The organism is Actinomadura sp. NPDC000929 (assembly GCF_040492065.1).
Classification (GTDB): Bacteria; Actinomycetota; Actinomycetes; order Streptosporangiales; family Streptosporangiaceae; genus Spirillospora; species Spirillospora verrucosospora.
In genome coordinates this window covers 18,552-41,711 of the sequence record NZ_JBEUPA010000048.1, presented here as the reverse complement: position 1 = coordinate 41,711, position 23,160 = coordinate 18,552, and the positions used below count along the sequence as shown (strand labels likewise).

17 protein-coding genes are annotated in these 23,160 nt (G+C 73.5%); 7 read left to right on the top strand and 10 right to left on the bottom strand.

Going from position 1 to position 23,160, the window contains the following annotated elements; all coding sequences use genetic code 11:
- Positions 1–29: 29 nt before the first annotated feature.
- From ABWI04_RS18985 to ABWI04_RS18965, 5 genes are all read left to right on the top strand, one after another.
- Positions 30–761, top strand: a complete 732-nt coding sequence (locus ABWI04_RS18985) for a polysaccharide deacetylase family protein (RefSeq protein WP_345181369.1) — start codon at positions 30–32, stop codon at positions 759–761.
- Positions 762–931: 170 nt separating this feature from the next.
- The gene (locus ABWI04_RS18980) at positions 932–1,171 is read left to right on the top strand and encodes a hypothetical protein (RefSeq protein ID WP_353833246.1); all 240 of its coding nucleotides are present in this window, start codon (positions 932–934) and stop codon (positions 1,169–1,171) included.
- The gene (locus ABWI04_RS18975; RefSeq protein WP_353833245.1) at positions 1,164–2,147 is read left to right on the top strand and encodes a polyprenyl synthetase family protein; all 984 of its coding nucleotides are present in this window, start codon (positions 1,164–1,166) and stop codon (positions 2,145–2,147) included. The genes ABWI04_RS18980 and ABWI04_RS18975 overlap by 8 nt, the downstream gene beginning before the upstream one ends.
- Complete coding sequence (locus ABWI04_RS18970) at positions 2,140–3,282, top strand: oxygenase MpaB family protein (RefSeq protein WP_345181378.1); 1,143 nt, start codon at positions 2,140–2,142, stop codon at positions 3,280–3,282. The genes ABWI04_RS18975 and ABWI04_RS18970 overlap by 8 nt, the downstream gene beginning before the upstream one ends.
- A gap of 96 nt (positions 3,283–3,378) precedes the next feature.
- Positions 3,379–3,954, top strand: a complete 576-nt coding sequence (locus ABWI04_RS18965) for a hemerythrin domain-containing protein (RefSeq protein WP_345181382.1) — start codon at positions 3,379–3,381, stop codon at positions 3,952–3,954.
- A gap of 42 nt (positions 3,955–3,996) precedes the next feature.
- Here ABWI04_RS18965 and ABWI04_RS18960 read toward each other — a convergent pair whose 3' ends face one another.
- The 8 genes from ABWI04_RS18960 to ABWI04_RS18925 form a co-directional block, all read right to left on the bottom strand.
- Positions 3,997–4,674, bottom strand: a complete 678-nt coding sequence (locus tag ABWI04_RS18960) for a response regulator (protein ID WP_353833244.1) — start codon at positions 4,672–4,674, stop codon at positions 3,997–3,999.
- Positions 4,671–7,229: a DUF4118 domain-containing protein gene (locus ABWI04_RS18955; RefSeq protein ID WP_353833243.1), complete on the bottom strand. Its 2,559-nt coding sequence runs from the start codon at positions 7,227–7,229 to the stop codon at positions 4,671–4,673. Before ABWI04_RS18955 ends, ABWI04_RS18960 begins: the two co-directional genes overlap by 4 nt.
- A gap of 118 nt (positions 7,230–7,347) precedes the next feature.
- On the bottom strand, positions 7,348–9,882 hold the full coding sequence (locus ABWI04_RS18950; RefSeq protein WP_353833242.1) for a sensor histidine kinase: 2,535 nt from the start codon (positions 9,880–9,882) through the stop codon (positions 7,348–7,350).
- A gap of 2 nt (positions 9,883–9,884) precedes the next feature.
- Positions 9,885–10,784 carry a potassium-transporting ATPase subunit C gene (locus ABWI04_RS18945; RefSeq protein ID WP_353833251.1) on the bottom strand — a complete coding sequence of 300 codons (900 nt, stop codon included), beginning with the start codon at positions 10,782–10,784 and terminating at the stop codon, positions 9,885–9,887.
- Between the two features lie 7 nt (positions 10,785–10,791).
- A complete protein-coding gene (gene kdpB / locus ABWI04_RS18940) occupies positions 10,792–12,951 on the bottom strand; it encodes a potassium-transporting ATPase subunit KdpB (protein WP_353833241.1) in 2,160 nt (719 codons plus the stop codon).
- A complete protein-coding gene (kdpA, locus tag ABWI04_RS18935) occupies positions 12,951–14,618 on the bottom strand; it encodes a potassium-transporting ATPase subunit KdpA (protein ID WP_345181395.1) in 1,668 nt (555 codons plus the stop codon). The genes kdpB and kdpA overlap by 1 nt, the downstream gene beginning before the upstream one ends.
- Positions 14,618–14,707, bottom strand: coding sequence for a K(+)-transporting ATPase subunit F (gene kdpF / locus ABWI04_RS18930; protein ID WP_345181398.1), 90 nt, complete (start codon positions 14,705–14,707; stop codon positions 14,618–14,620). The genes kdpA and kdpF overlap by 1 nt, the downstream gene beginning before the upstream one ends.
- 301 nt (positions 14,708–15,008) lie before the next feature.
- The gene (locus ABWI04_RS18925; RefSeq protein WP_345181404.1) at positions 15,009–15,479 is read right to left on the bottom strand and encodes a GbsR/MarR family transcriptional regulator; all 471 of its coding nucleotides are present in this window, start codon (positions 15,477–15,479) and stop codon (positions 15,009–15,011) included.
- An 86-nt stretch (positions 15,480–15,565) separates the two neighbouring features.
- Between ABWI04_RS18925 and ABWI04_RS18920 the strand changes: the two genes are divergently transcribed.
- A complete protein-coding gene (locus ABWI04_RS18920; protein WP_345181408.1) occupies positions 15,566–16,486 on the top strand; it encodes an ABC transporter ATP-binding protein in 921 nt (306 codons plus the stop codon).
- Between the two features lie 35 nt (positions 16,487–16,521).
- Positions 16,522–17,358, top strand: a complete 837-nt coding sequence (locus ABWI04_RS18915; protein WP_353833240.1) for an efflux permease Rv1217c-related protein — start codon at positions 16,522–16,524, stop codon at positions 17,356–17,358.
- Between the two features lie 18 nt (positions 17,359–17,376).
- Here the strand turns inward: ABWI04_RS18915 and ABWI04_RS18910 are convergent, their stop codons facing one another.
- Together ABWI04_RS18910 and ABWI04_RS18905 are read right to left on the bottom strand one after the other, a co-directional pair.
- Positions 17,377–20,166 (bottom strand): protein-arginine deiminase family protein, encoded by a 2,790-nt coding sequence (locus ABWI04_RS18910; protein WP_353833239.1) that lies wholly within the window; start codon positions 20,164–20,166, stop codon positions 17,377–17,379.
- Positions 20,163–23,057, bottom strand: coding sequence for a hypothetical protein (locus ABWI04_RS18905; protein WP_353833238.1), 2,895 nt, complete (start codon positions 23,055–23,057; stop codon positions 20,163–20,165). The genes ABWI04_RS18910 and ABWI04_RS18905 overlap by 4 nt, the downstream gene beginning before the upstream one ends.
- Between the last annotated feature and the right edge of the window lie 103 nt (positions 23,058–23,160).

Here is a 23,160-nt window from a genome sequence, read left to right as displayed (position 1 = left end):
ACGATCGATCCCCCTGTGAAACTGGTCCCATGTCGCACCTGACGCGGGCTCTCGCCGGGGTCCTCCTGGCGCACGCCCTGCCCGCCGCGACCTGGCTTCCGCCCGTCCGCCTCCTGACCCCCCGGCTCGCCGGCCGCGGCGGAGCCCGGCATGTCGCGCTCACCCTGGACGACGGGCCCGACGCGCGCTCCACGCCGCTGTTCCTTGACGAGCTGGCCCGTCTCGACTGCCACGCGACCTTCTTCGTCCTCGGCGCGATGCTCCAGCGCGACCCGTCCCTGGGCCGGCGCATCGTCGCCGAAGGCCACGAGATCGCCGTCCACGGATGGCACCACGGCAACGCCCTGAGGTCCCGCCCCGGCCGCGTCTCGGCCGAGGTGCGCCGCACCGTCCGCCTCATCGAGGACGTCTGCGGCGCCACTCCCTCCTGGTATCGCCCCCCGTACGGCGTCCTCACCGCCGAGGCCCTCTTCGCGGCCCACCGCGACGGCCTGAAACCCGTCCTGTGGACGGCTTGGGGCAAGGACTGGACGGCCTCCGCGACGCCCCGTTCCGTGCAGGCCACGCTCTCCCCCGGCCTGGAGGGGGGCGCGACGCTCCTCCTGCACGACAGCGACGCCACCTCGGCGCCGGGCGCGTGGAGAGCGTCCCTCGGCGCCCTGCCCGGCGTGGTGGCGACCTGCCGCGCCGGCGGCCTGACCGTCGGCCCGCTGCGCGACCACGAGGTGTACTCCCCGAGCACGTCACCTGGTCACTCATAACCAGACGCCGCCCGTCCATGCTGGCGCGCGGGTCGGGCCCCGCATCGCAACGGCCGGGGAGTGACTATTCCGTTGTGCGGCGGCGAGGCAGTCCTGCCATCCCGTTTCGGGGGTGACCCACCGCTTTCCTGATATCACTGACTGCGACTACAAGGGAGCGGAAGGTGACGATGGCGGAGTTTGACGGAAGAGCCGGTTCGCGAAACGAGGTGCTCTGCCTGGCGGCCGGGGTCGCCGACGTGGTGGCGGAGGGGTTGCGGGGCCTGACCCGGCGCATGCCCGGTCCGGCGGAGGTGCGGCAGGAGCTCCGCGCACGCGGTGAGCTGGCGCTGCGGCGCAACGGCGCGGCTCCGGAGGCGCACATGGAGATCCTGGCCCGTCAGGCCGCCGCACGGCTCCAGGATGGCTGACCTCCGGACCCGCGTCGACCGGGCGCTGGAGGAGTTCGTCGAGGCGGAGGTCGCCGAGCTGCTGGCCCTGGACGGCGAGCTGGCGCCCGTCGCCGACCAGTTGCGCGTCTCGGTCGGCGGGGGCAAGCGGATCCGCCCGGCGTTCTGCTACTGGGGGTGGCGCGCCGCCGGACAGCCCGACACCGACGCCGCCGTGCGCGCCGCGGCGGCGCTGGAGCTGGTGCACGCCGCGGCGATCGTCCACGACGACGTCATCGACCGCAGCCCGATGCGGCGCGGGCGGCCGAGCGCGCACGAGAGGCTCGGCGACGGCCTCGCCATCATGGTCGGCGACCTTCTGGTGGCGTGGGCCGCGCAGCTGTTCCACTCCTCGGGCCTGCCGCGGGCCTTCCTCGGCCGGGCGGTGCCGCTGTGGACGGCGATGGGCCGCGAGCTGGTGGCGGGCGAGTGCCTGGAGATCCTGCGGACCGGGGCGGCGCCCGACGTGGCCCGCTCGCTGACGATCGTGCGGTTCAAGACCGGCTCCTACACCGTCGAGGGGCCCGTGCGGATCGGCGCGGTGCTGGGCGGGGCGGCCGCGCCGACCCTGGACGCGCTGGCCGCCTACGCCCGGCCGCTCGGCGAGGCGTTCCAGCTGCGGGACGACCTGTGGGGCGTGTTCGGCGACCCGCGCCGGACCGGCAAGTCGCCGCTGGACGACCTGGCCGGCCGCAAGCCCACCGCCCTGCTCGCGCTGACCCTGACCGAGGCGTGCGAGCCCGACCGCTGGCGCCTGCGGGACCTGCTGGACGGACCGCTCACCCCGGCCGGCGCCGCCGAGATCCGGGAGATCATGCTCCGCGCCCGGGCGCCGCACCGCGTCCGGCAGATGATCGACGAACGCGCGCACGCCGCGCGCGCGGCGCTCGCCGGCTTCCGGCCCGACGCCGCCGACGCCCTGGCCCAACTGATCAGCGAGGTGACCGCCGATGACTGAGTACACCGACCGGTACATGGACGCCCTGCGGCTGAAGGGCGACCCGCTCGCCGACGCGACCGTCGAAGCGCTGTTCGGCGGCGGGCAGGTGGGCAGGTACAACACCCTCATGCGCTGGTTCACGACCTCCGGCCAAGCGCTTCCCGACGGCCTGCCCGACGCGGCGCGCGACTACCTCGAGGCGACGGCGACCCCGCCGGACTGGGTCGACTGGGGCGTCATGGAGCAGGCGCGGCAGTTCTTCGTCGACAACGACGTGCACGTCTCCACCGCCCTGTCGTTCGCGGCGATGCCGGCCTGCTACGTCGTCCCGCACGTGGCCAGGCTCCTGTCGGCCACGCACTCGCTGGCCTACCCCTCCCGCCGCATGGCCGAGACCGGGCAGTTCACCGTCTACCTCATGCGGCCCGACGCGTTCCAGGCCGGCGGGCGGTTCCTGCCGGCGGCGCAGAAGGTCCGGCTCCTGCACGCCTCCATCCGCCGCCACCTGAGGGAGGAGAACCGCTGGCCCGAGCCCGTCGCGATCTGCCAGGAGGACATGCTCGGCGGGCTGATGATGTTCAGCATCCAGGTCCTGGACGCCCTGCACCGCATGGGGGTCCACATCACCGCCGAAGGCGCGGACGCCTACTACTACGCCTGGCGCGTCGTCGGCACGATCCTCGGCATCGACCCCGCGACCATCCCCCCGGACCTGGAGGCGGCCCGGGAGTTCTCCGACCGGTACATGGTGCGCCACATGGGCCCCTCCCCCGAGGGGGCGCACCTGACCCGGCAGCTGATCGACATGTACGAGGAGGTCGTCCCCGGGACGCTGCTCGACCCGATCGTGCCCGCGCTCATCCGCTACCTCATCGGCGACACGTCCGCGGACTGGCTCCAGGTCCCCCGCTCGCGGTTCGACTCCTTCATCGGGCTCGCCCCGGCCCTGCTGGGCGCCCTGGAATGGGTCGAGGACCGCGGGCCGTGGGCCGAGCACATCTCCGACCGGCTCGGCCACCTGGTCACCATGCTGGAACTGTCCTCCCTGACGCGCGGGCGCGTCATGCACTACGCCATCCCGCAGGAACTCAAATCCGACTTCGGGGTCCCCTCGAAGAACGCCCGCTGGACACCGCCCGGCCCCGCCCTCTGACCGTGCGCGACCGGCGTCCGGCGTACCGGGGAGGATGTTTCGACGGCGCAGGAGGGGCAGGGGCCAACCATCGCCGTCGACTCTCCAGGGGGGAAGATGAGTGAGCGATCAGAAGCCGCGCCCGGCGACGTCGTCGACCTCCTGCTGAGGCAGCACTCGGAGATCCGGCGGCTGTTCGACCGGGTCGAGGCCTCCGCCGGGCACGAGCGGGCCGAGGCCTTCGACCGGCTGCGCCGGTTGCTGGCCGTGCACGAGACCGCCGAGGAGGAGGTCGTGCACCCCTTCGCCCGCCGTCACATCGATCGGGGCCAGGACGTGGTCGCCGCCCGCCTGGCCGAAGAGAACCAGGCCAAGCAACTCCTGTCGGACGTCGACTACTTCGGCCCCACGAGTTCCGACTTCCTCCAGCGGCTCGGCGACCTGCGCCTGTCCGTCATGGACCACGCCCGGCACGAGGAGGAAGAGGAGTTCCCCCAGATCCGGCGGCACGCCACCGAGAAGGATCTGCGCAGGATGGCCACCGCGGTGAAGGCCGCCGAAGCCGTGGCCCCCACCCGCCCGCACGTCGGGTTCGAGTCCGCCCCCGCCAACCTGGTGGCGGGGCCGTTCGCCGCCGTCGCCGACCGCACCCGGGACGCGATCCGCAAGGCCGTCGGCAGGCGGCAGGGCTGAGGAACGGCGGAAACCGGACGGTCCTCGCCGCGCCGTCGCGGGTCAGGGCTCGAAGCGGTAGCCCATGCCCGGCTCGGTGATCAGATAGCGGGGGCGCGCCGGGTCGGGCTCCAGCTTGCGGCGCAGGTGGGCGAGGTAGACGCGCAGGTAGTTCGTCTCCTTGTCGTAGGCGGGGCCCCACACCTCGTGGAGGAGCTGCCGCTGGCCGACCAGCGCGCCGGGGCTGCGGACCAGGACCTCCAGGATGTTCCACTCGGTGGGCGTCAGGCGGACCTCCCGGCCCGCCCTGGTGACCCGCTTGGCGCCCAGGTCGATGGTGAAGGCCCCGGTCTCCACCACGGCGGCGGCCGGCTCGGCCGGGGCGGCCCGGCGGACCGCCGCGCGGAGGCGGGCCAGGAGCTCGTCCATGCCGAACGGCTTGGTGACGTAGTCGTCGGCCCCGGTGTCCAGGGCCCGGACCTTCTCGTCGGAGGCGTGCCGCGCGGAGAGGACGAGGATGGGGACGTTCAGCCAGCCGCGCAGCGCCTGGATCACTTCGACGCCGTCCATGTCGGGCAGCCCGAGGTCGAGCACCACCACGTCCGGCCGGCGCCGGGCGGCCAAGTTCAGGGCGGTGCGGCCGTCGGGCGCGGTGTCCACCTCGTAGCCGCGCGTCCGCAGGTTGATGCGCAGCGCCCGGACGAGCTGCTGCTCGTCCTCGACGAGGAGTACGCGCGTCACCGTGGCCCCCCGTCCTCGCCGTCGGCCGCGGAGCCGTCCCCGCACGCGCCGGCGGCCGGCAGCGCGAAGACCATGGTGAGGCCGCCTCCCGGGGTGTCCTCGGCCCGCAGGGCGCCGCCCATCGCCTCGGTGAACCCCCTGGCCACGGCCAGGCCCAGCCCCACCCCGGTGCCCCGGGGCGAGTCCCCGAGGCGCTGGAACGGCGCGAAGATCTGCTCTTTGGCCGCCTCCGGCACCCCCGGGCCCCGGTCCGCGACCCTGATCTCGACCCGGTCGGGCCGCACCTCGCCGGCCCGCAGCGTGACGGCGCCCGCGCTGTGCCGGACGGCGTTCTCGACCACGTTGGCCAGCGCCCGCTCCAGCAGCCCGGCGTCGGCGAGGACCGGCGGGAGCGTCTCCGGGACGTCCACCTCGACGCGGCCGGCCGGGACGCCCTGGAGGGCGGGCGCCACCACCTGCTCCAGGGCGATCGGCTGGGTCAGCGGGGAGACGGCGCCCGTCTGCAGGCGGCTCATGTCGAGCAGGTTGCCGATGAGGCCGTCGAGTCTGTCGGCCGACTCCTCGACGGTGGCCAGCAGTTCGGCCTCGTCCTCGGGGTCCCAGTCGACGTCGGTCTGGCGCAGGCTGCTCACCCCGGCCTTGATCGAGGCCAGCGGGGTGCGCAGGTCGTGGGAGACCGCGGCGAGCAGCGCGGTACGGATCTTGTTGCCCTCGGCGAGGCGCCGCGCCTGCCCGGCCTCCTCGGCCAGCCGCCGCCACTCCAGCGCGGCGGCGGCCTGGGACGCGAACGCCGACAGCACCCGCCGGTCCGCGGCGGGCAGGACGCGCCCGCGCAGGGCCAGCACGGTCTCGCCGCTCCGGTCCGCGCCCTCGCCCGCGCCGACCCTGGCCTGCGCGTCGGCCCGTTCGGGGTCGGGGCACGGGTCGGAGCCGGTCGACCCCAGGACGGTCCAGCCGTCCCCCGCCCGCTCCAGCAGCGCGACCGAGGTCACGCCGAAGGTCTCGCGGACCCGCTCCAGCAGGGCGGGCAGCGCCTTCTCGCCGCGCAGCACGCTGGTCGCCAGCATGCTCAGGGTCTCGGCCTCCGCGCCGCTCTGCGCCGCCTGCCGGGCCCGGCGCGCGGCCAGGTCGACCACCGAGGCGACCGCCGCCGCCACCCCGACGAAGATCACCAGCGCGAGCGCGTTGTCGCGGTCGCCGATGGTGAGGGTGTGGAAGGGCGGGGTGAAGAACCAGTTGGCCAGCAGGCTGCCCAGCACCGCGGCGGCCACCGCCGGCCACAGCCCTCCGGCGAGGGCGACTCCGACGGCCAGCACCAGGTAGAGCAGGATGTCGATGACCAGGCCGAACCGCAGGCCCGTCCCGGCCAGCAGGGCGGTCAGCGCCGGGGGGCCGGCGAGGGCGAGCGCCCAGCCCGCCCCTCTGCGCCGGCGGCTCAGCGCCGGGCCGCTCGCGCGGGTGGCGCCGGCGCGCCTCCCGGCGTGCTCGTGGCCGACGATGTGGACGTCGAAGTCACCGGACTCCCTGGCCACGGCGCTCCCGATCCCGTGAGCGAGGATCCGCCGCCGGCCGGAACGGCGCCCGGCCCCCACGACGAGCTGCGTGGCGTCGACGCCGCGGGCGAACTCCAGCAGCGCCGTCGCCACGTCGTCGCCCACCACCTGGTGGAACGTCCCGTTCATGCTCTCCACCAGGGCGCGCTGGCGCGCGACCGCGGCCGCGGAGCCCTCGTCGAGACCGCCGCTGCGCACCACCCGGACGGCGAGGAGGTCCGCGCGCCCCGCCCGGGCGCCCATGCGGGCCGCGCGGCGGAGCAGCGCATCGCCCTCCGGGCCGCCGCCCAGCGCCACCACGATGCGCTCGCGCGCCTCCCAGGGCTCGGTGATGCCGTGCTGGTCGCGGTAGCGGGCCAGCCCCTCGTCGACGCGGCCGGCCACCCACAGCAGCGCCAGCTCGCGGAGGGCGCTGAGGTTGCCCGTCCTGAAGTAGCCGGGCGGCAGGGCGGCCTCGTCCGGCGCGTGGACGTTCCCATGCGCGAGCCGCCGGCGGAGCGCCTCGGCGGTCATGTCGACCAGCTCGATCTGGTCCGCCCGCCGGACGACCGCGTCCGGGACGGTCTCGCCCTGCCGGACCCCGGTGATGCCCTCCACGACGTCGCTGAGCGATTCCAGGTGCTGGACGTTGAGGGTGGAGACCACGTCGATGCCCGCCCTCAGGAGCTCCTCGATGTCCTGCCACCGGTGGGCGTTGCGGCCTCCCGGCGCGTTGGCGCGGGCCAGTTCGTCGACCAGCGCGACCTCGGGACGGCGGGCGAGCAGGGCGTCCACGTCCAGCTCGGTGAGCCGCGCCCCCCGGTGGCGCGTGCGGCGGGGCGGGACGACCTCCAGGTCGCCGATCTGCTCGGCCGTCCGGGAGCGCCCGTGGGTCTCGACGAGCCCGACGACCACGTCCGTGCCGCGCCCGGCGCGCCGCCGGCCCTCGTTCAGCATGGCGTAGGTCTTGCCCACCCCGGGCGCCGCGCCCAGATAGATGCGCCATGCGCCCCGCCTGCCCATGCCGAGCGCCGCCTCCCCCTCGCCTGAATTGTCCCTTTATGAGGCCTGGCGAAATCTAGCAAAGCCCGGTGGGCGGCCCTGCGCGGTCCGTCCCCGCGGACCGGGATTTGACGCTTTCTTAACGGCCGCCGGTCCGCAGGGTGACCACCATGGTCAGCCCGCCGCCGGGAGTCTCCTCGGGAAGGAGGGTGCCCCCCATCGCCTCGGTCATCCCCCGCGCCAGCGCCAGCCCGAGGCCGACGCCGGCACCGTCGCCGCGGTCGTCCAGCCGCTGGAAGGGCGCGAAGACCGCGTCCCTCTCGGACGCGGGGATTCCGGGACCGCGGTCGATCACCCGCAGCTCGACCCGGTCCGCGTGGGCGCTCGCGGTCACCGTGACGGGCTCCCCGGGCGGGTTGTGGCGGACGGCGTTGGCGATCAGGTTCGCCAGCACCCGCTGGAGCAGGACCGGATCGGCCGGCACCTCGGGCAGCCCGCCGGAGATCCGGATGCTCACCCCGGCCGCGCCGGGGTGGTCGAGGGAGGCCACGGCGCGGGGCACGACGTCCTCGACCGCCAGGGGCCGCGCGACGACGCCGAGCACGCCGGCCTGCAGCCGGCTCATGTCGAGGAGGTCGGTCACGAGCCGGTCGAGCCGCGCCAGGGACTCGGCGGCGGTGTCGACCAGTTCGTCCCGGTCCTCCTCGATCCAGGTGACATCGGGGCTGCGCAGGCTGTCCACGGCCGCCTTCGCCGAGGACAGCGGGGTCCGCAGGTCGTGGCCGACGGCGTTGAGCAGGGCGGTGCGGACCCGGTCGGCCTCGGCCAGCGGACGCGCCCGCTCGGCCTCGGCGGTCAGCCGCTGCTGCTGCAGCGCGGCCGCGGCGTGGGCCGCGAAGGCCTCCACCACCCGGCGGTCCTCGGCCCGCAGCGTCCGGCCGCGCAGCACCAGGACCAGGTCGTCGTCGATCGGGATCCCGGTCTCGCCCGCCTTCGGGGCGGTGCAGGGCGGGCCCCCGGCCGTCGACACGATGCGCCAGCGGTCCGGATCGCCCTGCGAGCCGAGCGTCCCGGCGGACTCCGGCTCGCGCTCCAGCAGGGTCACCGCCGTGAGCCCGAAGGTCTGCCGCAGGTCCTCCAGGATGTCGCGCGGCGTGCTCTGGCCGCGCAGCACCCCGCCCGCGAGGGCGGACAGGACCTCGGCCTCGGTCCGGGTCCGGGCCGCCTCGCGGCTGCGCCGGTAGTTCAGGTCGACCACGGCGCTGACGGCGGCGGCCACGACGACGTAGACCACCAGGGCCAGCAGGTTCTCCCGCTCGGAGATCGTGAACCGGTTGAGCGGCGGCGTGAAGTAGAAGTTCAGCAGGAGCGACCCGAACACCGCGGTGAAGAGCGCGGGATACAGGCCGCCGACCAGCGCGACCCCGATGACCAGGACGAGGAACAGCAGGATGTCGCTGGGCAGGGAGAACTCCCCCTGCAGGTGGTGGAGCACCAGGGTGAGCAGCGGAAGAAGCGCGGCGGCCATCGCGAAGCCCGCGGTGCGCCGCCGGCGGGTGAGGCCGCCGCGCGACGGCCGGGCCCGGCGTCCCTTGCTGACCTCCTCGTGCGTGACCAGGTGGACGTCGATCGGGCCGGAGTGGGCGGTCGTCGTCACGCCGACGCCCCGGGAGAAGAGCTGGGCGACCCGGCCCCGCCGGGAGGCGCCCAGCACCAGCTGGGTCGCGTTGACGCCCCGCGCGAAGTCCAGCAGCGCGGACGGGACGTCGTCGCCGACGACCTGGTGGTAGGTGCCGCCGAGGTTCTCCACGAGGGCCCTCTGCCGCACGAGGTGCGCGGGATCGGCGCCGGTGAGGCCGTCGCCGGGCAGGACGTGGACGGCCAGCAGGTCGGCGCCCTTGGTGCGGGCGGCGACGCGGGCGGCGCGGCGGATCAGGGTGTCGCCCTCCGGCCCGCCGGTGAGCGCGACCACGACGCGCTCCCGCGCCTCCCAGATGCCGTCGATCTCGTGCTCGGCGCGGTAGCGGTCGAGCTGGTCGTCGACCTTGCCCGCCAGCCACAACAGCGCCAGCTCCCGGAGCGCGGTCAGGTTGCCGACGCGGAAGTAGTTGCCGAGCGCGGCGTCGACCTTCTCGGGGGCGTACACGTTGCCGTGCGCCATCCTGCGGCGCAGCGCCTCGGGGGTCATGTCGACGAGTTCGACCTGGTCGGCGCGGCGGACGACCTCGTCCGGGACGGTCTCGCGCTGCGGCACGCCGGTGATCTGCTCGACGACGTCGTTCACCGACTCCAGGTGCTGGACGTTGACGGTGGAGACGACGTCGATCCCGGCGTCCAGGATCTCCTCGACGTCCTGCCAGCGCTTGGCGTGCCGGGAGCCGGGCACGTTGGTGTGCGCGAGCTCGTCGACGAGCACGACCCGCGGGCGCCGGGCGATCACGGCCTCCGTGTCGAGCTCGGTGAACGCCGTCCCGCGGTACTCCACCGTCCTGCGGGGCAGCGTCTCCAGCCCGGCGAGCCGCTCCGCGGTCAGGGGCCGGCCGTGGGTCTCCACGTACCCCGCGACGACGTCGGTGCCGCGGGCCCGCCGCCGGTGCGCCTCGGCGAGCATCGCGTACGTCTTGCCCACGCCCGGGGCGGCCCCGAGGTAGACGCGGAGCCGCCCGCGCGTCATGATCAGCCCCTCCCGGCGCCGACGGGGTGGTCGCGGTCCAGTTCGAGGTTGAGGCGGAGGACGTTCACCACCGGCTCCCCCATGAAGCCGAGCGCACGGCCGGTCTGGTTGTGCCGGACGGCCTCCAGGACCCGCGCCTCGGAGATGCCGCGGGCCTTGGCGACCCGCGGCGCCTGGAGCCTCGCGTAGGCGGGCGTGATGTGCGGGTCCAGGCCGCTGCCGCTCGCCGTGACGGCGTCGGGCGGCACCTGCGGCCTCGCGTGCGCGCTCCCCCTGACCGGGACGGTCAGGCCCCGGGCGAGGTCCTCACCCGGCCTGGCGCACTCGACCCGGACCCCCTTGTAGACGGCCACGAAGGGCACGGCGGGGCAGGCCTGGTTGGCGCTGACGACCCGGGAGGGCTTCGGGACGGCGCCGTCGGGCGCCCGCGTCCCGAACACCTTGAGCACCGCGCCCACCCCGTCGGGCGTGCAGTACGGCCGCCCGCCGTCCACGCCTTCGAGATCGCCGACGGCCTTGCTCCGCGAGCAGACCTGGGTGAGGAGGCTCTGCCCGCCCTCGACCCCGGCGGCCGGGTCGGCGAGGGTGTCGAGGACGTCCTCGGGCCCGAGGTTGCTCGCGCCCGTCGAGGTCGGGTCGTAGCCGTCGCCTGCGGCGGAGGGGCGGCTCTGGAAGTACTGCCTGAGCGGGTTCCCGTCCTTGTCGGTGAAGGACTGGCCGATGAGCGCGCTGCCCGCTTCCCGGCCGTCGGCGGTCTTCACGATGCTCCCGTCGGCCCGGCTCTTCAGGCCCGGGAGCTGGGCGGCCGCGAAGACGGCGAGCGGGTAGGCGACGCCGAGCACGACGGTGAGGACGAGCAACGCCCGGACCGCGGCCACGTGCCGGCGGATCCAGATTGGCATACGCATGTCAGGACATCCCCGGAAGGAACTGGACGATGAGGTCGATGAGCTTGATGCCGGCGAAGGGCGCGACGATGCCGCCGAGCCCGTAGACGCGGAGGTTGCGCGACAGCAGCCGTGAGGCGCTGCTCGGCCGGTACCTCACCCCGCGCAGCGCCAGCGGGATCAGCGCGACGATGATCAGGGCGTTGAACACCACGGCCGACAGGATCGCCGACTGCGGGCTGGCCAGCCGCATGACGTTGAGCGCGTCCAGGCCGGGGAAGAGGCTCACGAACAACGCCGGGATGATCGCGAAGTACTTGGCGATGTCGTTGGCGATGGAGAACGTGGTCAGCGCCCCGCGGGTGATCAGCAGCTGCTTGCCGATCTGGACGATCTCGATCAGCTTGGTCGGGTCGGAGTCCAGGTCGACCATGTTCCCGGCCTCCTTGGCGGCGGAGGTGCCGGTGTTCATCGCCACCCCGACGTCGGCCTGGGCCAGGGCGGGGGCGTCGTTGGTGCCGTCCCCCGTCATCGCGACGAGTCGGCCGCCCTCCTGCTCCTTCTTGATCAGAGCGAGCTTGTCCTCGGGCCGGGCCTCGGCGAGGAAGTCGTCCACGCCCGCCTCGTCCGCGATCGCCCGGGCGGTCAGCGGGTTGTCCCCGGTGATCATGACGGTGCGGATGCCCATGGCCCGCATCGCGGCGAACCGCTCGCGCATGCCCTCCTTGACCACGTCCTTGAGGTGGATCACCCCCAGGACGCGCGCTCCCCTGCCGGCGGCCTCGCCGACCACGAGCGGTGTCCCGCCGGAGGCGGAGATGCCGTCGACGATCTGGCCGAGCATCGGCGGCACGGTCCCGCCCTCCCGGCGGACCCAGTCGGTGACCGCGCCGGCCGCGCCCTTGCGCAGCGACCGCTTCGTCCCCTCGTCCAGGTCGACGCCCGACATGCGGGTCTGGGCGGTGAACGGCACCCACTCGGCGTGGGACAGTTCCCCGGGCGTGCGCTCGCGCAGTCCGTACCGCTGCTTGGCGAGGACCACCACCGAACGACCTTCGGGCGTCTCGTCGGCGAGGCTGGACAGCTGCGCCGCGTCGGCCAGCGCGTCCTCCCCCACTCCGTCGAGCGGAAGGAACTCTGCCGCCTGCCGGTTCCCGAGGGTGATGGTGCCGGTCTTGTCCAGCAGCAAAGTGTTGACGTCGCCCGCCGCCTCCACCGCGCGCCCCGACATCGCCAGCACGTTCCTCTGGACCAGCCGGTCCATGCCCGCAATGCCGATCGCCGACAGCAGCGCACCGATCGTCGTCGGAATCAGGCACACCAGCAGCGACACCAGCACGATCCCGGTCACCCCGTCCGCACCCAGGGCCGGCGAGTCCGGCACTCCGGGATTGGTGTCCTTGGAGTAGATCGCCAGGGGCTGGAGCGTCGCGGTGGCGAGCAGGAAGACGACCGCCAGCGCGGCGAGCAGGATGTTCAGCGCGATCTCGTTCGGCGTCCTCTGCCGGCTCGAACCCTCCACCAGCGCGATCATCCGGTCGATGAAGCTCTCGCCGGGCTTCTGGGTCACCCGCACCACGATGCGGTCCGACAGCACCCGGGTGCCGCCGGTCACCGCGCTGCGGTCGCCGCCCGACTCCCGGATCACCGGGGCCGACTCCCCCGTGATCGCCGACTCGTCCACGCTGGCGATGCCGTCCACGACGTCGCCGTCCGCCGGGATGGTCTGCCCGGCCTCGACGACCACGATGTCGCCCTGCGCGAGCTCGGGCGCGGGGACCGGCTCTTCGCGCACGTCCACCGCCCCGGGCCGCCAGCCGGCCAGGCGCCGGGCCGTCATGTCCCGCCGGGCCCGCCGGAGCGTGTCCGCCTGGGCCTTGCCGCGGCCCTCGGCCACCGCCTCGGCCAGGTTGGCGAAGACCACCGTGAGCCACAGCCAGGCGACGACCAGCCAGCCGAACCAGGTCGGATCGGTGGCCGCCAGGACCGTGGACCACACGGCGCCGATCTCGACGATCAGCATCACCGGGTTCCGCCACAGCGTCCGGGGATCCAGTTTCCGGAGCGCGTCCGGCAGGGACCGCAGCATCTGCCGCGGATCGAGCAGGGCGCCCCGGGCACGGCCCGAGGGTTCGGGGGCGGGCGACTGCGCGGGCGTCCGCGCGGTCTGCGTCGTGGCCATCAGTGGATTCCCTCTGCCAGCGGCCCGAGCGCGAGCGCGGGCAGGAACGTGAGCGCGACGAGGACGACGGTGACGCCAGCGACCAGCCCGACGAACTGGGGCCGGTGCGTGGGCAGGGTGCCGTCCGATTCGGGGGTGTGCCCCTGGCGGGCCAGCGAGCCGGCCAGGGCGAGCACGAAGACGATGGGCAGGAACCGGCCGAGGGCCATGCAGAGCCCCAGCGCCGTGTCGTACCAGACGGTGTTGACCGTGAGGCCCGCGAACGCGGAGCCGTTGTTGTTGGACGCGGAGGTGAACGCGTACAGGACCTCCGTCAGCCCGTGCGGGCCGGAGTTCAGCAGGCCCGCGCGGCCGCTGCCGGTCGCCATCGCCGCGGCGGTCCCGGCGAGCACGAGCGCGGGCGTGACCAGGAAGTACAGCGCGGCGAACTTGATCTCCCGCGCGCCGATCCTCTTGCCCAGGTACTCGGGCGTGCGGCCGACCATCAGCCCCGCCACGAACACCGTGATCACGGCGAGGACCAGCATCCCGTACAGGCCCGAGCCGACGCCGCCGGGCGCCACCTCGCCCAGCATCATGTTGACCAGCGTCATCATGCCGCCGAGGCCGGTGTAGGAGTCGTGGAAGGAGTCCACGGCGCCGGTCGACGTCAGCGTGGTCGCCGCGGCGAACACCGCGGAGTTCAGCACCCCGAAGCGCGCCTCGGTGCCCTCCGTGGCCGCGCCGACCGCGGTCGGGACCGTCCCGTGGTGCAGGCCCTGGAAGACCATGGTGAGCGAGACGCTCACCAGGGCGAGCAGACCCATGACCGCCGCGATCGCGTACCCCTGCCGCGGCTGGCCCACCATGCGGCCGAAGGTCCGGGTCAGCGCGAACGGGATGAGGAGGATCAGCAGGATCTCCAGCCAGTTCGTCCACGCCGCGCCGTTCTCGAAGGGGTGCGCGGAGTTGGCGTTGGTGAAGCCGCCGCCGTTCGTCCCGAGTTCCTTGATCGCTTCCTGGGAGGCCACCGGGCCGCCCGTCAGCGTCTGGACGCCCCCGGCGACCGTGTCCACCGTGTGGTGCGCGGGGTCCCAGAAGTTCTGGACCAGCCCGCCGGACACCAGGACGACGGCGCCGACGAAGGCGATGGGGAGCAGGATCCGCAGCGACCCTCGGGTCAGGTCGACCCAGAAGTTGCCGAGGTGATCGCTCTTGCGGCGCGCGAATCCGCGCACCAGCGCGACGGCCACGGCCATGCCCACGGCCGCCGAGACGAAGTTCTGCACCGCGAGCCCGGCCATCTGCACCAGGTGGCCCATCGTCGACTCGCCCGCGTACGACTGCCAGTTGGTGTTGGTCACGAAGCTGACCGCGGTGTTCCAGGCCTGGTCGGGCTTGACCGGGTCGAACCCCAGGCTGAGAAGGAGGTGGTTCTGCACCCGCTGGAAGCCGTAGAGGAACAGCACACCGACGACCGAGAAGGCCAGGACGCTGCGCGCGTAGACGCCCCACCTCTGCTCGGCTTCGGGATCGACTCCGATCAGCCGGTAGAGCAGCCTCTCCACGCGCGAATGCCGCGTCCCGGAATAGACCCTGTACATATAGTCGCCCAGCGGCCTGTACGCCAGAGCGAGGGCGAGCAGGAGAGAGCCGAGGAAAAGGACCCCGGCGACCGTCGGGCTCACTAGAAACGCTCCGGGAAAAGAAGGGCCGCGACCAGAAAGGCGACCAGCAGTACGGCCAGCGTCAGGCCGATTCCGTTCTCCGCGGTCACAGCCGCTCGACCGCCTTCACGACCAGCGCGAACAGGGCGAAGACCGCCACCGTCAGCAGGATGAACGCCAGATCTGACATTGCTCGATTCCTTGGAGGGCGGCGGAATGCCGCCACGGAGCGCCGGGTGCTCGTCACACCGCACCCGCTTTGGGGGTGCATCAGGCAGTAAACGGCACTTGCCCGGCACTTCTCCGAACCGTTGACGCGTTCTTAGCGCGCGGGAGGCCGCGCTTAACGCTTCCTTAACGCCCTGGGATTCCGGCGTGCGCCGAGAACGCTCGTTCCCTCGCCCCCGGGCGCTACCGGCCCTCGGCCCGCCGGCGGGGGTACTCGGCCCGCCAGCGGTCGACCAGGGCGGGCATCTCGCGGAACATGAAGCCGTAGAAGTCGCGCATCTCCCCGAGGCGGCCGGCGGCGAGGCTGTCACGGCCCGCGGCGGCGATGCCCTGGTCGGCGGCCTCGAACATGGCCTGGATCAGCCCGTTCTGCGTGGACATCAGCGTGGCCCAGGCGCCCTCGCGGAGCCGGTAGTGCTCCCGGCGGCTGCCCGGGGCCGGGACCCGTTCGATCAGCCCCACGGTGGACAGCATCTTGATCGCTCCGGACACCGACCCGGAGCTGATGGAGAGCCGCTCGGCCAGTTCGGGAGCGGTCACACTGTCGGTCTCGGCGAACATCAGCGCCGCCAGCACCCGCGCGGTCGCCTTCTGCAGACCCCCCTGGGACAGGGTCAGCGCCAGCCGTTCGGCGGCCTCGCCCGTGTCGGCCACGATGCTCCCCTCTCCTCGCGATCTCCAGCAGAGCTTAACAGCTCAGAGTCTTCAGAAATCTTTGAAACTTCTGATAACTTCGAGCCATGCACACGGTGATCGAGCTGACCGGGCTCACCAAGAACTACGGCTCACGGCGCGCCCTGACGGGCCTGTCCCTGCGGGTCGGCGCCGGGGAGGTGGTCGGCTACCTCGGCCCCAACGGCGCCGGGAAGTCCACCACCATCCGGCTGATGCTGGATCTGATCCGTCCCACCTCCGGCACCGCCCGGGTGCTCGGCCTGGACCCGCGCTCCGGCGCGGTCGAACTGCACCGCCGCGTCGGCTACCTGCCCGGCGACTTCGTCGCCGACGGCCGCCAGCGCGCCGGGGAGTGCCTGACCTTCCTGGGCGGCCTGCGCGGCGGCGTCCCCGTCCACAGGATCGCCGGTCTGGCCGAGCGGCTGGACCTGGACCTGGCGGCCCGCATCGGAAGCCTCTCCAAGGGCAACCGGCAGAAGGTCGGCCTGGTCCAGGCGTTCATGCACGATCCCGAACTACTGATCCTGGACGAGCCCACCTCGGGCCTGGACCCGCTGGTGCAGCAGACGTTCCTGGAGATGGTCGCCGAGGCCCGCGACGCCGGGCAGACGGTCTTCATGTCCAGCCACATCATGAGCGAGGTGGAGGCCGTCGCCGACCGGGTCGCCATCATCCGCCAGGGGCGCCTCGTCACCACCGACACCATCGCCGGCCTGCGCGCCCGTTCTTCCCTGCGCGTCCGGATCGGCTTCGCCGCCCCGGTCGCGGGCGCCGAGTTCGCGGCCCTGCCCGGCGTCACCGGCGCCGAGGTGGAGCCCGCCGGCAGCGGCTGCGTCCTCACCTGCCGCGTGGACGGAAGCCCCGACGCCCTGGTCAAGGCCGCCGCCCGGCACACCGTGACCCGCCTGCACGCCGACGAGCAGGACCTCGAAGAGCTCTTCCACGCCTACTACACCGGCGAGGACGACGCCGTCCCCGCCGCCTGACCGGCCACGACCGACCCCCTTCCAAGGACGAGACCATGACCACCACCCCCGCCGGCGCCGTTCTTCCCGGAGCCTCCGGCCCCGCCCGTGTGTTCAGCCGCACGATGTTCGCCAGGACGCTCTTCGACAACCGGCGCGTCCTCACCGCCTGGGCCCTGGCCACCGGCCTGCTGGCCGCGGCGTACGCCGGCTTCTACCCGCAGGTCACCGCGGACGCCGCCGGCAGCGTGCCCGCCGCCATGAGCGGGTTCGGGTTCGACGACCTCACCTCGGCCGCCGGCTACCTCCAGGGCGCCGTGTTCGGGCTGCTCGTGCCGCTGCTGGCCACGTTCTACGGCGCCGCCACCGGCGCCCGCATGATCTCCGCCGACGAGGAGTCCGGCTACCTGGACCTGCTGCTCGCCCATCCGATCGGCCGCACCCGCCTGCTGCTGCACCGCTTCGCCGCACTCGCCGCCGGAGCCGTCGCCATCGCCGGTGCGGTGCTGGGCGCGATGCTCGCCGTCCGCACGAGCGCGGGACTGGAGTCCGTCGCCGTCTCCGGCTTCACCGCGCAGACCCTCAACCTGGCGCTGCTGGCACTCGTCTTCGGCGCCCTGTCCACCGCTCTCGGCGCGGCCACCGGCAAGGGCCGCGCCTTCGTCTTCGGCGTCACCGCGGGAACAGGGGTACTGACCTACGCCCTGAACGGCTTCGCCGCCCAGATCGGCGCCGACCGGCTCCGCGCCCTCACGCCCTTCCACTACTACATCGGCGGCGAACCGCTGAAGAACGGCTTCCGGCTCGCCGACGCGGCCGTCCTGGCCGTCGTCGCGGCGACGCTCGTCGCCCTCGGAGCCTGGCGGTTCGGCCGCCGCGACCTCGGCCGCTGACGCCGCCCCCGGCGGGCCTCAGCGCCACCATCGCAGGCCGGTTGGGGCGGTGCGCAGCACGTTGGTCCCGCAGTGGATGGAGCCTAGGCGCACGTGGTAGTACCACGCCTCCACCCAGGTCACCCGGTAGCCGATCCGGTCGGCGACGGCCTCGGTCCAGGCCTCGAAGAGGTCGACCTTCCGCTCGGGGATCTGCAGCTTCCGCCAGGCGCTCCCTCTGAGGAAGCCGCGCGAGTCGAACGCGCCGGGGTTGGCCCGGACGATCTGCTGCCGGATCTCCCCGCGGTCGGCCTCCTTGGGCCAGCCGTCGCGGAAGGCGGAGGTCAGCTTCTGCGCGTCGTCCCCGGCGAGGTCGCCCGGTATCGAGCCGGGCCGCGCCCAGTAGACCGTGCGGTCGAGCCCGCGGGCGCGCAGCCACTGCGGCGTGAAGCGCGCCGCCTTCACGTCCCCGACCTGCTCGGCCACGGCGCGCAGCACCCGGGCGGCCGCCTCGACGTCCATCCGCGGCCCGTGCGGCCGCGGGACCAGCAGCCAGGGGGCGGCGACCTGGAGGTTCGCCAGGTTCGGGGTGAAGGCGGCGGTCTGCTCGGCGAGCGCCGACCGGTCGTCGAAGACGACCGGGAGCTTGAGGATGGGGAGCGCGCCGTACTCGGTGGTGAGCTTCTCCTCGGTCTCGGTCAGCTGCCCCTTCGCCGGGACGGACGCGCCGTCCGGCCCCGTCCGCTGAGCGGCCGGCTCGGGGTCCTCCAGGTCCTCGTTCGTCCCGTCGCGGAAGAAGTCCAGCTCGAAGATCGAGATGCCGGCCGGCAGCGGAGGGGTGGTCGGCTGCCAGGGCGAGTCGGGCAGCGGGAGCGGGGAGTTCGGGATCGGGCCGGCGAAGTCCCGGTACCGCTTCGCCATCGACAGGTAGATCTCCGGCGGCTCGATCGGCAGAAGCTGCCCCCTCTCGTGCTGGTGCAGCCACTGCATGCCGCGGAGCAGATGGGTGACCGGGTTCGCGCCCTCGTAGGTGAGCCGCCCGGTGCGGGTGGGGATCCAGTTCTTGTACCGGGTCAGCTCGCCCGGCGAGAGGCCCGCCATGAACTCCTGCCGTGCGGCCTCGACGAGCTTCAGCGCGACGAGCGGCGAGGAGCGCAGCACGGCGCCCTTCGGGCTCTGCGGGTCGCGCAGGTCGGGGACGAACGCCAGCACCTCGTCCACGTGGCCGACGTCGAGCCAGCTGGTGTCGACCTCCAGCACCCGCTGGCGGCCCTGCGCCTGCCCGCGCAGGAAGGCCAGGAGCTCGGGGTCCATGTCGGTCGCGGTGGAGCCGTCCGGCTGCGGCGTGGTCTGGTTGCCGACGACCACCACGCCCGCCGGGGCCTTGGCATGCGGCGGCCCCACCTCGATGTTGCCGCCGAAGTTGTGGCTGGAGTGCCACTGCTGGAGGCGCTTCTCCAGGCGGCCCACCTCCGCCTCGGACATCAGGAAGTCCTGCTGAGGCAGCTTCCCCACGGCCGGCAGCCGCAGCCGGAGTTGGGGCGCGCCCTGCGGGACCGGGATCTCCCGCCGGACGTCCTCGACCTGCTTCTCGGCGTTCTGGACGAGCCGGCCGAGCTTGTCGTGCTGCTTGTAGAAGGGCGAGTCCGGACGTTCGGCCGCCGCCCTGGCGACCTGCTTCAGCCGGCCGGCCAGCGCGGGCAGCTCGTTGCGGGCGCGGAAGAACTCGACGGTCGCGTCGCCGAACACCGCCACGGTCGTGTTCAGCTCGACGTCGGTGCCGATCCGCGCGATGGACTCGAACAGCTGCCGGCGCAGCATCTTGACCCGGATCATGATCACCAGGGCGCGGTCGCTGCCGATGAAGCCGAGCCGCCCGGTCGTGCCGTCCGGGGAGGCGATGGTCAGCTCCCGGTCCCAGAACGACTGGCAGATCCCGAGGTCCCGGCTCGGGAAGTGGGCGGTCACCATCGAGCTCAGGTTGGGCGCGACGACCCCCTGCGCGGCGTCCGAACGGGTGCGCGGCGTGTGGAGGAGCACGCGCGTCGGCCCGTCCGGGGTCTCGGTGAAGCCGAGCTGGTACTGGTCCTGGATCCAGCTGTCGCCGCCGTGCACCTCCATCGGGACGAGGGTCAGCGGCACGCCGAGCGGCTGGAGCGCCGCCTGCACCTCCGCGACGGCGGGACCGTTGTCGTCCAGGGGCCTGGCCGGGTCGTCCGCGGTGACCTGGCACATGTAGAGCCGTTCCAGCGCGCCCGCGTTCCCGATGAGGACGAGCGGGGACACGGTGAACAGCACCTCGTCCTCGACGACGGTGCCGGCCGGGTCGTCGCGCTCCAGCCACACCGTGACTCGGCCGTCCGGGAGCCCCGGAGCCGGTCCGCTGAGCGCCGCGGCGGCCGGCGGAGCGGCCGGAAGGTCCACCGCCTCCAGCGCCAGCCTGCGGGGAAACGGCGCGACCGGCAGCCGGAAACGGACCCGGTTCCCCGCCCCGGCGGCCCCGGCGAGCCGCCTGCCGGTGGCGTCGACCACCGCGCATCGCGCGGCGTCCGCGACCCGCAGCACGACGAACAGCGGGCCGGGGGCCGCGGTGACCTCCTCCACGAGCAGCCCGGCCGGTTCGTCGTCCCCGGCCGTCTTCACCGGCAGCTCGCGGTCCAGCCGGACGGGGTCGCCGCGGGTGACCGTTGTAGGCAGCCGCCGGGCGTCGTCGTCCAGGTTGGCGCGGACCAGGGCCCCCGGCGGCGCCTGCCGCCGCGCCCATTCGCCCGGCCGCGCGGAGAGCCTGCCGTCGCGGTCGAAGTCGGCGTGCAGCCGGTAGGCGGTCATCGACCGCTCGCGGCCTCGTGCCCGGCGCCGGACCCGGCGGGAGCGTCCGCGGCCCCCTCGCCCCGGCCGGTCTCCCCGTCCGCCAGCGCCACCGGGGCGGAGGGCTTCAGCGCGTCCCGCAGCGGGGGCACGTCCGAGACGTCCTGGACCAGCACCAGGTCGGTGGGGATGACCACCTCCCAGGGCTTGGAGTTCGCCGGGTACGGCACGCCGTTGTCGAGCTTGCCGAGGTTGGTGGTGATCTCATCGATGATCGGCACGTACAGCTCGTCGTCGATCCGCGGGACGTCGTTGCCGTCCCAGATGTTGCCGGTGTACACGAAGTAGGCGACGGCGCTCTCGAAGCCGGGCCGCACCGGCACCTGCACGCGCGCCGCGCCGGCGCGCAGGAAGGCGGCGAAGTCGGCGTCCGGGTCGGTGATGTTCAGCGCGGAGATCCACCGGGCCCGCCGGCCCCACATGTGGGGGTAGCAGACGTAGAGCATGTTCTGCCACTCGAAGGCGTTCTCCAGGAACCGGATGTACTTGCCGTTGGCGTTGGCCTTGTCGAGGTCGAGAACCGGCTCGGGCGGGGTCTTGGGCACCGGCGGCTGGAAGGAGTCGAGGTTCAGGTCGGGCTTCTTGGCCAGCATCATGATGACCCACTTCTTCAGCTCGTCGCGCTCCACCCGCCGGTTGACCAGCGGGTTGCGGCCGAACTGCTGGTTGGTGCTGCGCTGGAGCTCCCGCTGCGCGGCCCTCTCGTTGTACTCCGCGAGCTGCTGCTGGTAGGCGGCGATGACGGCGTCGTAGACCGACTGCTGCCACCGGGCCTCCGCCTCCGCGGTGACGACGCACTCCACGTCCACGCCGACCGACCAGCACAGGGCCGTCACGGCGATCGAGACGGAGAGCTCCTTCTCCCCGGAGGCCGTCCCGCTCTTGGCGCCGAAGATGTCGGTGTAGATGTACAGCTGGCCGCCGATCACGATGTGGAAGTTGTGCACGCTGCCGGCCTCGAACAGATGGGTCGCCTGCACGGTCACGCTCTTGGCGGCGTACCCCTCCGGTATGTCGATCTTCCCGGCGCGGCCGAAGTTGGTCGTGGTGGTGCCGTCCTGCTTGTCGGAGAACGTGACCGTGCGGGTCGACGGCGGCGGAGCGGGCGCGTTGACGACGCGGTAGCGGGCGACGAACTCGGTGTAGTTGCCGCGGGTCAGGTAGGACGGCCGCAGGGGCTGCCCGTCGGGCATGGCCGGCGCCTGCGGCTTCACCAGCTCGCTGTCCTGCGGCGGGTTCTCCACCAGGCCGTAGAGGTAGTACGCCGCCGGCTCGGGCACCACGAAGTCGAACATGAACCGCTGGCCGTAGTTGAAGACCTGCGCGTCGTAGACCTTGTTCAGCCACCGGTAGATGCCGCGGACGTGCTTGGCGAAGCTGTTGCTGAACGCGTGCCGGTTGGTCTCCTCGAACTCCTCCAGCGTCCGCCGCCGGACGAGGCTGCGGACGCGCTCGCGCACCTTCTCCGCCGTGCGCTGCGTGACCTCCTGCGAGAACGAGGACGCCTTGCGCTGGGACTCCTCGGTGGACGTCGAGCTTCCGGCCTTGACGCTGGAGGAGAACGACGCGGCCGGGCCGTAGCTCCCGCTCACCTGGAGCCCGGCCTCGATGTCGAGCTGGCTCTTGACGTGCTTCTCCGCCTCGTTCTGCAGCTCGTCCCGCTCGGTGGACTGCAGGTCCCGCTCCTTCTCGGTCTCGGTCTCCGTCTCGTCCTCCGTGGTCACCTCCACCTGGGTGAGCCGGCGGGTCGAACGCTCCCGCGTCTCCCCCGCCATGATGTTCTCGACGTGGGCGAACTCCCCCAGCTCGTAGGCCTTGATCTTCTGCCGCACCACCAGCAGGTCGGCCACCCCGGCGGCGGAGTGCTGCGGCGCGGGCGGCGGCGGCCCGGCGGCGAGCCCCTCGCCCCGGGCGCTCATGGCCCGGTGGAACCGGTCCAGGTCGATCTCGCCCCCGTCGAAGGCCAGGGTCCCGGTCGGCCGGACGTCCGCCGCGGCCTGCCCGGCGGCGTGGTGCAGCTCGGCCTCGACCGCGGGGATCGCCCGGAACGGCCGCAGGTCGCCGGCGAGCAGCCCCAGCCGGTCCAGCACTCCCCGCGTCTCCTCGCTGAGCCCCGCCACGGCGTCGGCGGAGAGCATCGGCTCGGCGCTCGCCGCCTCCGGGGCTTCGGCGGCGGCGCCCGGGGCCGCCGCGGCGGTCACCGACGAGAACACCAGGTGCCTGCCGTCGTGGACCAGCCTGAGCAGCTCGCGGTGCGCGCGGCCCAGGTCGTCCAGCCAGGCCCTCTCCCCGTCGTCGCGCTCAGCCGGGACGGGCGGCACCGGCGCGGACGGCGGAGCCGGCGCGAGTCGCCCCAGGAACGAGGGCAGCGTCGCCGGCGTGCTCATGACGTCGCCGAGTGATCGCTCCTGCCCGGCCGCCCCGGCCGAGGCGGCCAGCGAGAGAAGCTTGGCGTCGAGCAGATCCCGCTCGGCGGTCCCCTCGACGTCGCCGCGGAGCGCCGCCGCCAGCAGCCGGTCGCTCAGCTCGGCCCGGGCCGCGGCGAACTCCGGCGCGTCGACCAGCTCGGCCAGGGACCGCCCGTAGGCCCGCGAGACGCAGCCGTCCAGGTCGGCCTCGCCCAGCGTGCTCTTCTCGTTCGCGTAGAACCAGGCCCGCAGGGGGGCGAGGTCCAGCCCGGCGGTGCGCGCGGCCGCGTCCGGCCGGGCGGGACCGCTCGCCATCTCGCGGAGCCTCTCCCGGTCGGCGCCCTCCGCCGCGGCCTCGGCCAGCCGCCGGTAGAGGTCGGACGTCTCGACCATGACCGGCATCCCGGCCAGGGTCGCCTGCCTGCGCGCCGGGCGCACGGTCATGAACCGGAATATGCCTTCACTCGCCATCGAGGTTCCTCCACGGTCTTCCCGGCCGCCGCTCTGGTGGACGGCTGTGAGACTCGGCTCACCGCAGAGTGCGCTG

What these genes read in the sequence shown, in the direction of transcription:
- ABWI04_RS18970 (WP_345181378.1), top strand. Translation starts at nt 2,140, where the DNA reads ATGACTGAGTACACCGACCGGTACATGGACGCCCTGCGGCTGAAGGGC.
- ABWI04_RS18920 (WP_345181408.1), top strand. Translation starts at nt 15,566, where the DNA reads ATGCACACGGTGATCGAGCTGACCGGGCTCACCAAGAACTACGGCTCA.
- kdpB (WP_353833241.1), bottom strand. Translation starts at nt 12,951, where the DNA reads ATGGCCACGACGCAGACCGCGCGGACGCCCGCGCAGTCGCCCGCCCCC.
- ABWI04_RS18955 (WP_353833243.1), bottom strand. Translation starts at nt 7,229, where the DNA reads ATGGGCAGGCGGGGCGCATGGCGCATCTATCTGGGCGCGGCGCCCGGG.
- ABWI04_RS18950 (WP_353833242.1), bottom strand. Translation starts at nt 9,882, where the DNA reads ATGACGCGCGGGCGGCTCCGCGTCTACCTCGGGGCCGCCCCGGGCGTG.
- ABWI04_RS18980 (WP_353833246.1), top strand. Translation starts at nt 932, where the DNA reads ATGGCGGAGTTTGACGGAAGAGCCGGTTCGCGAAACGAGGTGCTCTGC.
- ABWI04_RS18985 (WP_345181369.1), top strand. Translation starts at nt 30, where the DNA reads ATGTCGCACCTGACGCGGGCTCTCGCCGGGGTCCTCCTGGCGCACGCC.
- ABWI04_RS18945 (WP_353833251.1), bottom strand. Translation starts at nt 10,784, where the DNA reads ATGCCAATCTGGATCCGCCGGCACGTGGCCGCGGTCCGGGCGTTGCTC.
- ABWI04_RS18975 (WP_353833245.1), top strand. Translation starts at nt 1,164, where the DNA reads ATGGCTGACCTCCGGACCCGCGTCGACCGGGCGCTGGAGGAGTTCGTC.
- ABWI04_RS18965 (WP_345181382.1), top strand. Translation starts at nt 3,379, where the DNA reads ATGAGTGAGCGATCAGAAGCCGCGCCCGGCGACGTCGTCGACCTCCTG.
- ABWI04_RS18905 (WP_353833238.1), bottom strand. Translation starts at nt 23,057, where the DNA reads ATGACCGTGCGCCCGGCGCGCAGGCAGGCGACCCTGGCCGGGATGCCG.
- ABWI04_RS18915 (WP_353833240.1), top strand. Translation starts at nt 16,522, where the DNA reads ATGACCACCACCCCCGCCGGCGCCGTTCTTCCCGGAGCCTCCGGCCCC.
- ABWI04_RS18910 (WP_353833239.1), bottom strand. Translation starts at nt 20,166, where the DNA reads ATGACCGCCTACCGGCTGCACGCCGACTTCGACCGCGACGGCAGGCTC.